At 73.2% G+C, this 15,693-nt stretch carries 14 protein-coding genes; all 14 read left to right on the forward strand.

Features of this window, described 5'->3' with window-relative positions; genetic code table 11:
* The first annotated feature begins 57 nt into the window (after positions 1–57).
* The 14 genes from CP973_RS40680 to htpX all read left to right on the forward strand — a co-directional run bounded on the left by CP973_RS40680 (position 58) and on the right by htpX (position 15,583).
* Positions 58–768: an RDD family protein gene (locus CP973_RS40680; protein WP_244409256.1), complete on the forward strand. Its 711-nt coding sequence runs from the start codon at positions 58–60 to the stop codon at positions 766–768.
* Entirely contained in the window at positions 761–2,113 is a 1,353-nt protein-coding gene (locus CP973_RS03215) for an EsaB/YukD family protein (RefSeq protein ID WP_150237387.1), read from the forward strand. Before CP973_RS40680 ends, CP973_RS03215 begins: the two co-directional genes overlap by 8 nt.
* 429 nt (positions 2,114–2,542) lie before the next feature.
* A complete protein-coding gene (locus CP973_RS03225; RefSeq protein WP_244409257.1) occupies positions 2,543–3,580 on the forward strand; it encodes a CpaE/TadZ family protein in 1,038 nt (345 codons plus the stop codon).
* 165 nt (positions 3,581–3,745) lie between these two features.
* A complete protein-coding gene (locus tag CP973_RS03230) occupies positions 3,746–4,147 on the forward strand; it encodes an NADH-quinone oxidoreductase subunit A (protein ID WP_150237392.1) in 402 nt (133 codons plus the stop codon).
* Positions 4,138–4,962, forward strand: a complete 825-nt coding sequence (locus CP973_RS03235) for an NADH-quinone oxidoreductase subunit B (RefSeq protein WP_425281932.1) — start codon at positions 4,138–4,140, stop codon at positions 4,960–4,962. Before CP973_RS03230 ends, CP973_RS03235 begins: the two co-directional genes overlap by 10 nt.
* Positions 4,959–6,359 carry an NADH-quinone oxidoreductase subunit C gene (locus CP973_RS03240; protein ID WP_150237394.1) on the forward strand — a complete coding sequence of 467 codons (1,401 nt, stop codon included), beginning with the start codon at positions 4,959–4,961 and terminating at the stop codon, positions 6,357–6,359. Before CP973_RS03235 ends, CP973_RS03240 begins: the two co-directional genes overlap by 4 nt.
* Positions 6,356–7,321: a complex I subunit 1/NuoH family protein gene (locus CP973_RS03245; protein ID WP_031189458.1), complete on the forward strand. Its 966-nt coding sequence runs from the start codon at positions 6,356–6,358 to the stop codon at positions 7,319–7,321. Before CP973_RS03240 ends, CP973_RS03245 begins: the two co-directional genes overlap by 4 nt.
* Entirely contained in the window at positions 7,321–7,950 is a 630-nt protein-coding gene (locus CP973_RS03250) for a NuoI/complex I 23 kDa subunit family protein (RefSeq protein ID WP_150237396.1), read from the forward strand. Before CP973_RS03245 ends, CP973_RS03250 begins: the two co-directional genes overlap by 1 nt.
* Positions 7,947–8,639, forward strand: coding sequence for an NADH-quinone oxidoreductase subunit J family protein (locus tag CP973_RS03255; RefSeq protein ID WP_150237398.1), 693 nt, complete (start codon positions 7,947–7,949; stop codon positions 8,637–8,639). Before CP973_RS03250 ends, CP973_RS03255 begins: the two co-directional genes overlap by 4 nt.
* Positions 8,639–9,037 carry an NADH-quinone oxidoreductase subunit NuoK gene (gene nuoK / locus CP973_RS03260; RefSeq protein ID WP_150237400.1) on the forward strand — a complete coding sequence of 133 codons (399 nt, stop codon included), beginning with the start codon at positions 8,639–8,641 and terminating at the stop codon, positions 9,035–9,037. Before CP973_RS03255 ends, nuoK begins: the two co-directional genes overlap by 1 nt.
* Positions 9,034–11,067, forward strand: coding sequence for an NADH-quinone oxidoreductase subunit 5 family protein (locus CP973_RS03265; RefSeq protein ID WP_150237402.1), 2,034 nt, complete (start codon positions 9,034–9,036; stop codon positions 11,065–11,067). The genes nuoK and CP973_RS03265 overlap by 4 nt, the downstream gene beginning before the upstream one ends.
* Positions 11,068–11,084: 17 nt before the next feature.
* The gene (locus CP973_RS03270; protein WP_150243079.1) at positions 11,085–12,767 is read left to right on the forward strand and encodes a complex I subunit 4 family protein; all 1,683 of its coding nucleotides are present in this window, start codon (positions 11,085–11,087) and stop codon (positions 12,765–12,767) included.
* Entirely contained in the window at positions 12,767–14,350 is a 1,584-nt protein-coding gene (locus tag CP973_RS03275) for an NADH-quinone oxidoreductase subunit N (protein WP_150237404.1), read from the forward strand. Before CP973_RS03270 ends, CP973_RS03275 begins: the two co-directional genes overlap by 1 nt.
* Before the next feature lie 369 nt (positions 14,351–14,719).
* Positions 14,720–15,583 (forward strand): zinc metalloprotease HtpX, encoded by an 864-nt coding sequence (gene htpX, locus CP973_RS03280; protein ID WP_150237406.1) that lies wholly within the window; start codon positions 14,720–14,722, stop codon positions 15,581–15,583.
* The last annotated feature ends 110 nt before the right edge of the window (positions 15,584–15,693 follow it).

The raw sequence follows: 15,693 nt of genomic DNA on the forward strand, positions 1-15,693 counted from the left end.
GGGGCCGCGACGGGCGCGGCTTGTGCGGAGGCCGCACGGCCAGCTTGGATCTGCGGCATGAGTGAGTACCAGCAAGGCCCGTACGGACAGCAAGGGGCGTACGGACAGCAAGGCCCGTACGGACAGCAGGGTCCGTACGGGCAACAGGGGACATATGGGCAGCAGGGCGCGAACGGCCAGCAGGCGCCGTACGGGCAGCAAGGTGCGTACGCGCAGCAAGGTGCGTACGGGGGACAGGGGGCCTACGGGTACGGGCAGGCCCCGGGCTCTTCGGCGCCGGGACCGCAGGGCCACCCCTACGGAGCGCCGCAGGCGGGCGGGCCGCCCCTGGCCATGCTGGGCAGCCGGGGCGCGCGGCTCGGGGCCCGGTTGCTGGACTTCGTCTTCCAGACCGTCGCGATATTCCTGGTGGTCGGGGCGGTCGCTCTCATACAGGCCGTGCTGCCGCGCGGCGCCGCGTTCGGTATTCCGACGGCACTGATCGGAATCGCCGCCGTCATCGCGTTGCTCCTGTACGAGCCGTTCATGAACGGGAAGTACGGCGGCACGTTCGGCAAGCGGATCTGCGGCCTGCGCGTCGCCCGGCTGGACACCGGCGCGCCGCTGTCGTTCGGGCGGGCGTTCGGGCGCTGGGCGATTGTCTTCCCGATGGGATTCGTCCCGCTGCTGGGGCTGCTCAACGTGCTGTGGTGCCTCTGGGACGAGCCGTACCGGCAGTGTCTGCACGACAAGGTGGCCGGGACCGTGGTGGTCAGCAGCCGTGCATAACGAGGCCGGGGCGCGGGTGGCGCTGCGGCGGGTCGTGCTGGCGGGCGAACGGCGTCGGGTGGACCTGGTGCTGCCCGCGCACGAGCCGGTCGGCACGCTGCTGCCCGAGGTGCTGCGGGCGGCCGGCGACCCGGCGGCGTACGGGCCGTCACGCTGCCGCCTGGTGACGGACGGCGGTGCCGTACTCGCCCAGGGCGAGACGCTCGCGTCCGCGAACGTGACCGACGGGTCCGTACTGCGGCTGCTGCGGGAACGGGAACAGGAATCGCCGGAGGCGCCGATGCCGACCGCACCCGCACCTGGGGTAGTGGGCGCGGTGCCGGGCGAGGGTCTCGACCTGCCCGCCCGGCGGTGGGACGAGCGGAGTCGGGCGTGGACCGCGGTCGCGGCCGGGACGCTGCTGTCGGCCGTGGCGGGCCTGCTCGCCGCGCGCGCGTACGGGCCTGAGCAGGCCGGGCCGTGGCTCGGTGGGGCCGCGTTGATCGTGGCCGGGGCCGGTGCCGTGGCCGGCCCGCTGCTCGGCCGACGCCTGCCGGGCACGGCGCTGCTCCTGATGGGCGGTGTACTCGGCGTGCTCGCCTCCTGGGACGTGACCTCGGGAGGCGCGCCACGCTTGGCCGCCGTCGGCCTGACGGTGGCGGCCGTACTCGCGCTGCTCGGGATCTGTACGGGCCTGGGGCGGGGCGGACTCGTCGGTGCGGCGGCGGTCGCGGCTGCGGTGGGCGTGTGGGAGGCGGGGGCGGCGCTAGCCGGCCCGGCGCGGGCGGCCGTCCTGATCGGCCTGGTGTCGGTGCTGGCGCTGGGCTGTCTGCCACGGCTCGCCCTGACGTCGGCCGGGCTGACGCGGCTGGACGACCGGCGCTCCGGCGGTACGCCGGTCAGCAGCCACCGGGTCGCGGCGGCGCTGGGCGCCACGCACCGCGGACTCACGCCGGCCGCCGTCGCGATGGCCGGATCGGCGGGAGCGGCCGGGGTGCTGGCGGCCGGGGGCGTGTCCGGGACGGGTGGCGGCTGGGCCGTGGCGGGCGCGGTGCTGTTGTGCGTCGTGCTGTTCTCTCGGGCGCGGGCCTACCCGCTGGTACTGGAGGTCGTGGCGCTGCTGACGGCCGGTACGGCGGTCTGCGTACGGCTCGCCCTGCTGTGGGCGGACGGCGGCAGCCCGGCGGGGGCGCTGATCGCGCTGTGCCTGCTGGCGGCGCTGCCGGTCGCGGCGCTCGCCGTACGGCTGCCGGAGCACGTACGGGCACTGCTGCGACGCCTGACGGACGTGGCCGAGGTGGTGAGCGCGGTGGCGCTCATTCCGGCGGGGCTCGGGGCGCTCGGGGTTTTCGACCGGTTGCTGTAGCTGTGACCGGGTGCCGGACGTGTTCCGGGCACCCGGTCGATCGGAAGCGGCGAGCGGGTCGACCAAAATGATCGGCCGCGGCGGTCGAGCACATCGACCGGTCTGACCAGAAGGGGCGGCGGAGGGTTCATGTCGGGAGAGTCGGGGCGCCGGGGAGAGCCCGGGGAGCCGGGGCGGCAGGGAGTGCCGGGGGTGCCGGGAGAGCCGGGAGAGCCGGGAGAGCCGGGGCGGCTGGGAGTAACGGGAGAACCGGGAGTACCGGAAGTACCCGGAGTACCCGGAGTACCGGAAGAGCCGGGGGTTTCAGGGCGGTGGGGGGAGGTGGGGCAGTCGTTGCCGTCGGGAGTGCCAATGCCGTCGGGGCCGGAGATGTCTCCGGGGGCGGCGGTGCCACAGATGCCACCGATGCCTGGGTATGCGCCGGGGGCGATGCCTCCGCCCGTACCTCTGGCCAAACAGACGCACGCGCTCACCCCCACCCCCGCCTCCAACCCCACCCTCACCCCCACTTCCCCCTCCACCCCCACCCCCGTCTCCGTCCCCCTCGTCCCGCCCGAGCTGGACGGGGTGCAGGCCAAGCCGCGGCACGGGGAGTCCGTCGCGCGGCGGGCGGGGCGGGCGCTGCGGCGGGTGTTCGCCTCGTCCGCCGCGGCCGAGACCGAGGCGCTGACCCGGGCCGCGCACGCCATCCAGCAGCCGGTGACCACCGGGCGGCAGCTCGCCGTCTCCAGCATCCGTGGGGGCGCGGGCAAGTCCACCGTCGCCGCCCTGCTCGCCCTCACCTACGCCCACTACCGCTCCGACCCGGTGCTGGCGGTGGAGGCCGACCCGGCGCTGGGCACGCTGCCGCACCGGCTGGGCGCGCGGGAGGTGCGCTGGTCGGGCACCGACCTGGCGCAGATCGTCGGCCCGGACATGCTGATCACCGACCTGACCGGCTACCTCCTGCCGTTCACGGGCGGCGGCTGGCTGCTGCCCGGCAGCCAGGGCGCGATCGGCACGCGGCTGGATCTCGACACGTACCGCACCGTCATGACCTCCCTGCGCCGCCACTTCGCCACCACGGTGGTGGACTGCGAGACGCTGCCCGCCGAGGTCGCGCGCACCGCGCTGGTCACCACCCAGGCGCGCGTCCTGGTGACCCCGGCGACCGTGGAAGGCGTGCTGGCGACCAAGTCCGTACTGGAGTGGATGGGCGGCGTACACCGCGGGCTGCTGCCGACGTGCGTCGTCGTGCTCAACCACACGTCACCCGACGGGGGCATTGACGTACGCAAAGCTGTCGAGCACCTGGGGACGGGCGGTGCGGCGGTGCTGCCGCTGCCGTACGACCGCCATCTGGCCGCCGGCGGCGCCGTGCGGACGGAGCTGCTGGGCGAGCGGACGCGGGAGGCGGCGGCGCGGCTCGCCGCCGAGGTGATGGACCGCGCGGTGTCGCGCAGCCCGGGGAAGCGGCACCGGACCTGACGCCGCCACCCGGGCCCGGGCGACGGGGCCAGGTGGGGCGAAGTCGGGCCATAGCCGTCCGTCATGTGACGCGACTGCTCACCTGGGGCGGGGCAGGGCCTAGACTCCCGTGCGTACAGATCGTCGAAGTCGTTGAACAAGAGCAGTCAGGGAGCGAGGGCGGACGTGCCGGACGCGACCGTACGCACCAGCATCGCCGCGGACTATTTCCAGGGCTATTCGGTCGTCGGCCTCATCGCCGTGATCGGTGTGCTCTTCGTGGCCGTGGCCTTCGGTGCCGGGCGGCTGCTGCGGCCCGTGGTGCCCACCCCGGAAAAACTGCTCACCTACGAATGCGGCGTGGATCCGGTCGGCGAGGGCTGGGCGCACACCCAGGTCCGCTACTACGTCTACGCCTTCCTGTACGTGATCTTCGCCGTCGACTCGATCTTCCTGTTCCCCTGGGCGACGGTCTTCGCCGCCCCCGGTTTCGGCGGCGCCACGCTGGTGGAGATGTTCATCTTCCTCGGCTTCCTCGCCGTCGGCCTGCTCTACGCATGGAAGAAGGGCGTCCTGGAATGGACGTGACGAACGCCAAGCCGACCGCGACGGCGGGTGCCGAGCTGCCCGTCGTGTCCGCCGGCGGTGCCGTCGAACGGCGCCGGCTGGGCCCGCTCGCCCGGCTCGCCCCCGAACCCATGAAGGTGGTCCTCAACTGGGGCCGCCGCTACAGCCTGTGGGTGTTCAACTTCGGGCTCGCCTGTTGCGCGATCGAGTTCATCGCCGCGTCGATGGCCCGGCACGACTTCATCCGGCTCGGTGTGATCCCGTTCGCGCCGGGTCCGCGGCAGGCCGACCTCATGATCGTATCCGGCACGGTGACGGACAAGATGGCGCCCGCGGTCAAGCGGCTGTACGAGCAGATGCCGGAGCCGAAGTACGTCATCTCCTTCGGCGCGTGCTCGAACTGCGGAGGCCCGTACTGGGACTCGTACGCGGTCACCAAGGGCGTCGACCAGATCATCCCCGTCGACGTGTACGTCCCGGGCTGCCCGCCCCGGCCCGAGGCGCTGCTCCAGGGCATCCTCAAGCTCCAGGAGAAGATCGCCCGCGAGTCGCTGGGGGAGCGGTACGGGAACGGTGATCAGCCGTCCGTGAACGGCGATCAGTCGCCCGTGAACGGCGGCAACGGTGCCGGCGCGGCCGGTCCGGCCGGGCCGTCGGCCGCCGCGCTGCGCAGCGGGCTGGTCGCGCCGCCGGAGCCCAAGACGTCGGGCGCGTCGGCTGAGGCTGATGCGGAAGCCGGCACCGGTACCGGCACCGGTGCCGGTGCCGGTACCGGTGCAGATGCTGATGCAGGTGCCGGCGACGGCGAGAAGCCGAAGGGAGCGGGGGAGCAGTGAGCGACGAACAGGCCCCGGGCCCGCAGAGCGAGGAGCCGGCGGCCGAGGAGACGCGCGCCGCTGAGCCCCCGGTTGCCGAGCCGGCCGTCGGCTGGCTGCCCGGGCCCGCCACCGAACTGTTCGGCGCCGGTGCGACCGCCGAAGAGGCCTACGACCTGCTCACCGTTGACGTGCCCGCCGAGGCCTGGATCCCGGCGCTGACCGCCGCCCGCGACGACCTCGGATGCAGCTACTTCGACTGGCTGAGCGCGGTCGACGAGCCCGGTACGGGCTTCCGCGTCTGCGCGCACCTCGCCGACATCGCCCGGCCCGGCACCGTACGGCGCCTGGTGCTGCGCACCACCGTCCCGCACGACGCGGCCGTACTGCCCACCGCCACCGGCGTGTACGCGGGCGCGGGCTGGCACGAGCGCGAGACGCACGAGATGTTCGGCGTCGACTTCACCGGCCACCCGTACCTGGAGCCCCTGCTGCTCCCGGAGAACTTCGAGGGCCACCCGCTGCGCAAGGACTTCGTGCTCGCGGCGCGGGTCGCCAAGGCGTGGCCGGGCGCGAAGGAGCCGGGTGAGTCGGAGCACGGCGGGCCCAAGCGCCGCCAGATGCTGCCGCCCGGCGTGCCCGACCCGAACGAGTGGGGCCCGCTGAAGGGCCAGCTGCCGCCCGCCCCGGCCCGTCCGGCCCGCGGTGCGCGTGCGGCCGGTGGTGCCCGTGCGGCCGGTGGGGCCGCGGGGGAGCGGCCGGTCCGTCGTACGCGTACGGCGAGCGCCGGATCGGCGAGCCAGCAGCCGAGCGCCGCTACGGATGCGACGCAGCCACCGGCAGCCGACGCGTCGGCTGCCACCGAGCCGTCGGCCCCGGCCGCCCGGCCGGAACGTCCCGCCAGGCCGGAACGTCCCGCCCGTCCGGAGCGCCCCGCCCGCCGGATGCGCAGCGCCAGCCAGGGCTCGGTCAGCCAGGGTTCGGTCAGTCAAGGCTCGGCTGGTCAGGAAGCAGCTGATCAGGCGGCGGGCGGCCAGGAAGCGGCCGGTCAGGAAGCGGCAGGCCGGGAGCCCGGCAAGGAGTCCGGTCAGGAACCGGCTGCCCGTAAGGCGCCCGTCACCCCGGCGTCCTCCGACGCCCCGTGGCACCATGCCCGCCCCGCCTTCGAGGACGAGCCGAAACCCGAACCGAAGCCCGAGCCGAAACCCGAACCGAAGCCCGAGCCGAAGTCTGAGCGGAAACCCGACCCGAAGCCCACCCCCAAGCCCAAGGCCGGCGAAGCCACCACCCCCGACTCCGACCCCGGCGAAACCACCACCCCCGACCCCGGCGCAGCGGCCGACCCCGGCGAAGCCCCCGGCACCGACCCCGACGCCGCCCCCGGCACCGCGACAGAAGAAGGCGGGACCAGACCATGAGCGACGCCCTCGACATCGCCCTGCGCCTGATCGCCGTCTTCGTCGCCTTCCTGGTCTTCCCGCTGGTCATCGGCCAGACCGAGCACAAGGTCATGGCCCATATGCAGGGCCGCCTCGGGCCCATGTACGCGGGCGGTTTCCACGGCTGGGCCCAGCTCGTCGCCGACGGCGTGAAGTTCGCGCAGAAGGAGGACGTCGTACCGGCCGGGGCCGACCGGCGCATCTTCCAGCTCGCGCCCGCCGTCGCCCTGCTGCCGTACCTGCTGGTCCTGATCGCCATCCCGATCGGCCCGCACAACGCGGTCGGGCAGTCGCTGGACGCGGGCGTCTTCTTCGTTCTCGCCGTCATGGGCGTGGGCGTGCTGGGCTCGCTGATGGCGGGCTGGGCGTCGGCCAACAAGTTCTCGCTGCTCGGCGGGTTGCGTACGGCCGCCCAGCTGCTGGCGTACGAGCTGCCGATGCTGCTCGCCGCCGCCTCCGTCGCGATGGCCGCCGGCACGCTCTCGCTGCCCGGCATCCTCGACGCCTTCCACTGGTGGTGGGTGCCCTGGCAGATCGTCGGCGGCCTGGTCTTCTTCACGGCGGGGCTGGCCGAGCTCCAGCGGCCGCCGTTCGACATGCCGGTCGCCGACTCCGAGATCATCTTCGGCGCGTACACCGAGTACACCGGGCTGCGCTTCGCGCTGTTCCTGCTCGCCGAGTACGCCGGCATCGTCGTGCTGTGCGCCCTGACCTCCGTGCTCTTCCTCGGCGGCTGGCACGGGCCGTTCGGCGCCGACGGCCTCGGCTGGCTGTGGACGCTCCTGAAGACCGCGATCCTCGCCTTCGGCGTGATCTGGCTGCGCGTCAGCTACCCGCGGCTGCGTGAGGACCAGTTGCAGAAGCTGGCCTGGACGGTGCTGATCCCGCTGGCCCTCGCCCAGATCGCCCTCACCGGCGTCGTCAAGGTGGTGATCTCGTAATGGCCCCGGAGACCCCGCGGAAGAAGTCCGGCTGGCCCGGCAGCGGCCTCGCCAAGGGCCTGGCCGTGACGCTGCGGACGATGACGAAGCGTTCGGTCACCGAGCAGTACCCGGACGTCCAGCCCGAACTGGCGCCCCGCACCCGCGGTGTGATCGGGCTGTTCGAGGAGAACTGCACGGTCTGCATGCTGTGCGCGCGCGAGTGCCCGGACTGGTGCATCTACATCGACTCCCACAAGGAGACGGTGCCGCCCGCCGCCCCCGGCGGTCGCGAACGCAGCCGCAACGTGCTGGACCGCTTCGCCATCGACTTCTCGCTGTGCATGTACTGCGGTATCTGCATCGAGGTGTGTCCTTTCGACGCGCTGTTCTGGTCGCCGGAGTTCGAGTACGCGGAGACCGACATCCACAACCTGACCCACGAGCGGGACAAACTCCGCGAGTGGATGTGGACGGTCCCGGAACCGCCGGCCCTCGACCCCGCGGCCGAGGAGCCCAAGGAGATCGCCGCCGCCCGCAAGGCCGCCGACAAACTCGCCGCGCAGGAAGCCGCCGAGCGGCAGGCGGAACAGGAAGCAGCCCGGGGAGCAGCCCCGGGCACCGCCCAGGAACAGGAGGGAGAAGCGTGACGCTCGCCGCCGCAAGCCACGGCTTCCTCTCCCCGACCGGGGTCGAGATCGCCTTCCTCCTCGTCGGGCTGGTCACCCTCGGCGCGGCCGTGGTCACCGTCACCACCCGGCAGCTGGTGCACGCCGCCCTGTGGCTGGTGGTCACCCTCGGCGGCATCGCCGTCGAGTACCTGCTGCTGACCGCCGAGTTCATCGCCTGGGTGCAGGTCCTGATCTACGTGGGGTCCGTCGTCGTCCTCCTCCTCTTCGGACTGATGCTCACCAAGGCGCCCATCGGCCGCTCCCCGGACGCCGACTCGGGCAACCGCTGGGCCGCGCTCACCGTGGCCGTCGCCTCCGCCGCCGCGCTCGTCTGGGTCGTCACGGACGCGTTCCGTACGACCTGGATCGACCTGGACGGCGCGGTCCAGGGCTCCACCGAAGCCTCCGGGCGCAGTCTGTTCCAGTACTGGGTGCTGCCGTTCGAAGCGCTCTCCGTACTCCTCCTCGCCGCCCTCGTCGGCGCGATCGTGCTCTCCCGCAGGAACGGCGACCGCGAGCAGGCCGACGGCGGCGAGCAGACCGGCGGTGGCAAGGCGACCGGCGGCGCCAAGCAGACCGGCTCCCGTCAGCAGCCCGGCTTCCGCGAACGGTCCGGCTCGCGCGCACAGCCCGGTGACCGCGCACGTCCCAGAGAGGACCAAGGCTGATGCATCTCGCCTATCCCGCCGTCCTCGCCGTCCTCCTGTTCTGCGTCGGCCTGTACGGCGTGCTGGCCCGGCGCAACGCGATCCTGGTCCTGATGTCCGTCGAGCTGATGCTCAACGCCGTCAACCTCAACCTGGTGGCGTTCGACGTCTGGCTGCGCGACAAGCTGCACGCCGGCCAGGCGCTCACCCTCTTCACCATCGCCGTGGCCGCCGCCGAGATCGGTATCGGCCTGGCGATCGTCCTGCTCGTCTACCGCAACCGCGGCAGCTCGGACGTGGACCGCCTCCGCGACCTCGTCGAACGCCCGGACGGCACGGACCCGAACGATGACCTCACCGGCGGCGCGGACGCCGCCGGCCGGCCGCGGCCGGACCAGCAGGCGGAGGCCGCCGCGTGACGACCACGACCACCGCCGTACTCGTACCCCTCCTCCCCTTCCTCGGCGCCCTCGCGGGCCTCTTCCTCGGCCGCCGGGCGCCCGGGTTCGTGCGCCCGCTGGCCATCCTGCCGACCGTCGCCGCGGCCGCCCTGGCCGTCGTCGTGGCCGTCGCGCAGGGCGGTGGCGCCGGTGCGGGGAAGGCCCCGGTGGACGCCGCGACCCGGCTCACCCCGACCGGCTCCGTCCCCATCGACCTCGCCCTGCACATCGACGGCTTCGCCGCCCTCGTCGCCGTGCTCGTGGCGGTCGTCGCCTGCTGCGTGCAGCTCTACTCGACCGGCTACCTGCGCGACGACCCCCGCTACCCCTCCTACGCCGCCCTGGTCTCCCTCTTCACCGCCGCGATGCTGCTGGTCGTCTACTCCGGCGACCTGATGGTGCTGCTGGTGGGCTGGGAGATCATGGGCATCTGCTCGTACTTCCTGGTCGGCCACTACTGGGAGACCGAAGCCGCCCGCTCCGCCTCCCTCAAGGCGTTCCTCGTCACCAAGCTGGGCGACGTCCCCTTCCTCTTCGGCATCTTCGCGCTCGCCGCCGACGCCGGTACGTTCCGCATCACCGGCATCCTCAAGACCGTGGCCGTCGGCGGCCTGGACCACCCCACGCTCATCGCGCTGCTGCTCCTGGCCGGTGTCGCGGGCAAGTCGGCGCAGTTCCCGCTGCACACCTGGCTGCCCGACGCGATGGCCGGCCCGACCCCGGTCTCCGCCCTCATCCACGCGGCCACCATGGTCGCCGCCGGTGTCTACTTCGTTGCCCGTCTCCTCCCCGTCTTCGCGGCCTCCGCCGCCGCGATGGTCGTGCTCGCCGTCATGGCTGCGGTGACCATGGTCGGCTCCGGACTCGCCGCCCTGGCGCAGGACGACATCAAGCGCGTCCTGGCCTATTCGACGGTCGGCCAGCTCGGCTACATGACCGGCGCGCTGGCCGTCGGCGACCGCGGCGCCGCCGTCTTCCACCTCCTGTCGCACGGCGCGTTCAAGGCCCTGCTCTTCCTCGCCGCCGGTGTGGTCATCCACGCCGCCGGCACCAACTCGCTGGCCGCCATGTCGCGGATGCGCGGCCTGGCCCAGCGCATCCCCGACGCCTACTGGACGATGACGGTCGCGCTGCTCGCCCTGGCCGCCATCCCCCCGTTCGCCGGCTTCTTCTCCAAGGAAGCCGTCCTCGGTGCCGCCGAACACGCCGCCTCCGGCCACGCGACGGCCTCCGGCACGCTCGCCGCCGTCCCCACGGCGGTCGGCTGGACCGTCCTGCTCGCCGGACTCGTCACCGCCTTCCTCACCGCCGGGTACGCGACCCGGCTGTGGCTGCTGGCCTTCCACGGCAAGGGCCCGGAAACCGCCCCCGACCACGGCAAGCAGCCGATCGTCATGAACGCCGTGCTGTGGGTGCTGTTCGTCCCCACCCTCGCGCTGGGCCTGGCCACCCCCGCCCTGCCCGACTGGTTCGACGGCCGCTCGCTGACCCCGACCCTGACCACCTCCGTCCTGGGCACCGGTATCGCCCTCGTCGGCGCCCTGGTCACCTACGGAGCCTGGCGGCACACCACCGCCCTCGCGGCCCGCGTCCCGCTCGGCGCGGTCGCCGTGGCCCCGGACGCCGCCCCCGCGGACTCCGAGGAGAGCGCCATCGCCACCCACGCCGCCGCCTACGGCGACAACGTCGGCGCCCCGGACCCCGCCGACCCCGGCCGGCTCCTGCTGGGCCCGCTGCACCGCCCCGCCGCCGTCGGCTTCCACCTCGACGCCGTCTACACCGCCCTGTTCGTACGGCCGGTGCGGGCCGGGGCCCGGCTCGTGCGCTTCGTCGACCGCGAGGTCGTCGACGCGTACGTGCACGGCGCGGGCACCGCCTCCCGGTGGCTGGGAGCCGTCGTCCGCCGTGCCCAGACCGGCAATGTGCAGACCTACCTGGGCGCGCTGCTCGCGGGCTCGCTCGTCCTGGCCGTCGCCGTCGTCCTCGTCGCTACGGGCACGGGAGCCTGACCGTGAATCACACCGCTATGCAGCTTCTCCTCGCGGCCGTCGTCGTCCTCCCCCTGCTGGGCGCGGTCGCCGCACTGCTCCCGGCCCCGCCCGGCCTCAAGGGCCGCGACCCCGGCCAGGCCGTACTGCGCCACGGTGTGACCGTCACCGGCGTGGTGCTGGCCGCGGCCGTCGCCCTGGCCGTCGGCTTCGACCACGACCACCCGGCCCGGATGCAGGCCACCACCGACATCAGCTGGATCCAGGCGCTCGGCATCCGGATCCATCTCGGCATCGACGGCATCTCGCTCCCCCTCCTCGTGATGACCGCGCTGCTGACCTTCCTCTGCGCGCTCTACAGCTACTTCCGCATGCCCGTGGGCCCGTCCCCCAAGGCATTCGTGGCCCTGCTCCTGGTCCTGGAGGCCGGCACCCTCGCCACCTTCGCCGTCCTGGACCTCGTGCTGTTCTTCCTCGCCTTCGAGATGGTCCTCATCCCGATGTACTTCCTCATCGCCCGGTGGGGCGGTGCGCAACGGCAGTACGCGGCGTGGAAGTTCATCCTCTACACCCTCCTCGGCTCGGTCGTGATGCTGCTGGGCCTCCTGCTCATCGGCGTGAAGTCCGGCACGTTCGACATGGTGGCACTCGCCACTGACAACGGGCCGAAAGCCCAGCTCAGCCACACCGTCCAGCTGCTGGCGGTGCTCGCGATCGGCATCGGACTGGCCGTCAAGGCGCCGATGTGGCCGCTGCACAGCTGGCTGCCCGACGCGCACACCGCCGCCCCCACCGTCGGCTCGGTGCTGCTGGCGGGCGTGCTGCTGAAGATGGGCACGTACGGCTTCGTGCGCATCGCGCTGCCCATCGCGCCCGACGGCATGCACACCTTCGCCCCGTACCTCGCCGCGTTCGCCGCCGTCGGCATCGTCTACGGTTCGCTCGCCTGCCTGGCGCTCGCCCGGCGCGGCGCCAAGGGCGACCTCAAGCGGCTGATCGCGTACAGCTCGGTCGGCCACATGGGCTTCGTCCTGCTCGGCATCGCGACCATGACACCGACCGGCCTGAACGGCGCCCTGTTCGCCAACATCGCGCACGGCCTGATCACCGGCCTCCTGTTCTTCCTGGTCGGCGCCCTCAAGGACCGGTACGGCACCACCGACCTGGACCGGCTCGCGGGCCGCGCCGGCGCGGCCCTGTACGGACGCGCCCCGCGCTTCGGCGGCCTGCTGGCCTTCGGCGCCATCGCCTCCCTCGGCCTGCCCGGCCTCGCCGGATTCTGGGGCGAGATGCTCGCCATGTTCGGCGCCTTCAGGCCCGCCGCGGGCCTCAGCCGACCGGCGTTCCTGACCTTCATGGCGCTGGCCGGCCTCGGCACGCTGCTCACCGCCGCGTACCTGCTGATCGTCGTACGACGGGTGTGCATGGGGAGCAGGGAGACGGCCGAGGGAGGCCCGGCCGAAGCCGCCGGAACCGCGGCTGCCGAGGAGCCCGGTGCCCTCGCGACCGCCGGCTCCGAGAAGCCCGGTGCCCTCGCGGCCGCGGACTCCGAGGAGTCCGGCGCCACCCGCACCGCCCCCGTCATCCCCGACCTGGCCCGCTACGAATACGCGGCCTGGTCACCCCTCGCCGCCCTCACCGTCCTCGCCGGCCTGTGGCCCGCGGCCCTCCTCGGCCTCACCGACCCGGCCGTCCAGCAGCTCCTCGGAGGCGGTAAGTGATGAGTTCCGTGACCTCCCTGGTCCAGTCCGTCGACTGGCTCGCCGTCGCACCGCCCACGATCACCGCCGTCGTCGCCCTGGCCGTCCTGGTCGCCGACCTCTTCGTCCCCGGGCACCGCAAGCCGGTCCTCGGCTGGTGCGCGATCGGCGGCCTCGCCCTGGCCGCGCTCTCCCTGCTCCCCCTGGTGGCGGGGGACCGCCGCACCTTCTGCCTGACCACCGACCCCGGCGTCTGCAGCTACGCGGCCGACCACTTCGCCGTCGTCATCCAGTTCCTGGTCCTGGCCGGCGCGCTGCTCACCGCCCTGCTGTCGGTCACCGCCATCGAGGACCACCGGCTGCCCGCGGGCGAGTTCTGGTTCCTGCTGCTGTCCTCGGCGGCGGGCGCGGCCCTGCTGCCCGCCTCCCGGGACCTGGCGACGCTCGTCATCGCCCTCGAAGTGGCCTCGCTGCCCGCCTTCGCCCTCGTGGGGCTCAAGCGCGCGAACCGCCTCTCCTCGGAGGCGGCCCTGAAGTTCTTCCTGTCCTCGGTGGCGGCCACCGCGGTCATGCTCCTGGGCGTCAGCTTCGTCTACGCGGCGACCGGCAGCCTGCACCTGAGCCGCGTCGCCGACGCCCTCACGCACCTGCCCGACCCGCAGCTGGCCACTCTGGCCACGGCGGGCGTCGCGCTGACCCTCGTCGGCTTCGCCTTCAAGACCGCCGCCGTGCCGTTCCACTTCTGGGTGCCCGACACCTACGTGGGCGCGCCGCTGCCGGTCGCCGCGTACCTCTCCGTGGTCGGCAAGGCCGTCGGCTTCTCCGGCCTGATCCTGGTCGCGGTCCAGGGCTTCCCCTCGTACGCGAACGTCTGGGGCCCGGCCGTCGCCGTACTTGCCGCCCTGACCATGACCGTCGGCAACGTCGCCGCGCTGCGCCAGGCCCCGGACCGCGCGCACAGCGCCGTACGCCTGCTCGCCTGGTCCTCGGTGGGCCAGGCCGGCTACCTCCTGGTGCCGATCGCCGCCGCCGGGTACGCCGACGACGCCGCGCACGCCATCGGGTCCACCGTCGCGTACGCGCTGATGTACGCGGCCGTGAACCTCGGCGCCTTCGGGGTCGCCGCCCTCGTGGCCCGTACGAGCCCCGCCAACCGCGTCAGCGACTACCGCGGCCTCTACGCACGCCGCCCGCTGGCCGCGCTCGCCCTCGGTTTCTTCCTGCTCTGCCTCGCGGGCCTGCCGCCCGGCATCATCGGCCTGTTCGCCAAGGTCACGGTCTTCTCGGCGGCGGTGGACGCGGGCCTGGCGTGGCTCGCCGTCGTCATGGCCGTCAATGTGGTGATCGCGCTCTACTACTACCTCCAGTGGACGGCGGTGCTCTTCCGTACGGCGGAGGAGCCGGCCGAGGGCGCGGCCGGCACCGGAGCGGAGACCGGAGCCGACACCGGCGGTACCGGGGCCGGGACTGCCGGAGGCGTGACCGTGGCCGGGACGCGGACCGTCCCGCTCACCGCCGCCATCGCCCTGGCCGCCGTACTGGGCATCGTCCTGTCCGGCGCGCCGCAGCTGGTCCTCCGCTTCGCCTCCGGCGCGCTCCTCTGAGCGCGCCGCGCGAGCGCTGCCCGGCAGCCGTCTGACCGGCGGTCGTCCGACCAGCCCGGCGCCTGACAAGGCCCGGCGGCCAACCGGCCCGGCGACCTGACCCGCCCCGTCCGCTCCCGCCCTCCACGTGGCCGGAAGTCACCGGCCCGGCACCCCCGCCTGGCCGGAATCCGCCCGGCCGTCACCCCTACCGGAGCGCGTACGCGAGGCACCCGGCCGGGGGCACACTCGTACGGCCGTACGCCGCCTTCGCGCGCACAAGGGAACCAGCACCCTTCATCTGGCGTTGACCAGACAGAAAGGGTCCACTGAAAAGTGGAGGAAACGTCAGCAAAGGGTTCCCCTGCCGTACCACCTGGAGGGCGCACCGTGCACCGCAGGCACAACGGGCTCAGGACCGCCGTACTCCTCGGGGGACTGTCCGCGCTCATCATCGTCATCGGCGGCTTTTTCGGCCGTACGGGCCTGATCGTCGCGGTCCTGGTGGCCCTCGGAACCAACGCCTACGCGTACTGGAACAGCGACAAGCTCGCCCTGCGGGCCATGCGCGCCCGCCCGGTGAGCGAATTCGAGGCCCCGCAGCTCTACCGGATGGTCCGCGAGCTGTCCACGGCGGCGCGCCAGCCCATGCCCCGCCTGTACATCTCCCCGACCCAGGCCCCCAACGCCTTCGCCACCGGCCGCAACCCGCGCAACGCCGCCGTCTGCTGTACGGAAGGCATCCTGCACCTCCTGGACGAACGCGAACTGCGCGGCGTCATCGGCCACGAGCTCAGCCACGTCTACAACCGCGACATCCTCATCTCCTCCGTGGCCGGGGCGCTGGCCTCGGTCGTGATGTTCCTGGTCAACTTCGCCTGGCTGATCCCCACGGGCCGCTCCGACGACGAGGAGGGCCCCGGCATCCTGGGCATGCTGCTGATCATGATCCTCGGCCCGGTGGCGGCCTCCGTGATCCAGCTGGCCGTCAGCCGCTCCCGCGAGTACCAGGCCGACGCCTCCGGCGCCCAGCTCACCGGCGACCCGCTCGCCCTCGCCTCCGCGCTGCGCAAGCTGGAGGCGGGCACCCAGCAGCTCCCGCTGCCGGCCGAGCCCCGGCTGGAGACGGCGAGCCACATGATGATCGCCAACCCGTTCCGGCCCGGTGACGGGCTGACCAAGCTGTTCTCGACCCACCCGCCGATGCGCGAGCGCATCACCCGCCTGGAACAGATGGCGGGCCGCCACTCCTGAGGGCGTCGCCACTTCTGAGGGACGCCGCCACTCCTGAGGCCCGGCCCCGCGGCGCCCCCGCGGCGCCTGCAACGATTCGCGCCGTCCCTGCGTCTACCTGGAGGTAAGAC

Source organism: Streptomyces albofaciens JCM 4342 (assembly GCF_008634025.1).
GTDB classification, from domain to species: Bacteria; Actinomycetota; Actinomycetes; order Streptomycetales; family Streptomycetaceae; genus Streptomyces; species Streptomyces albofaciens.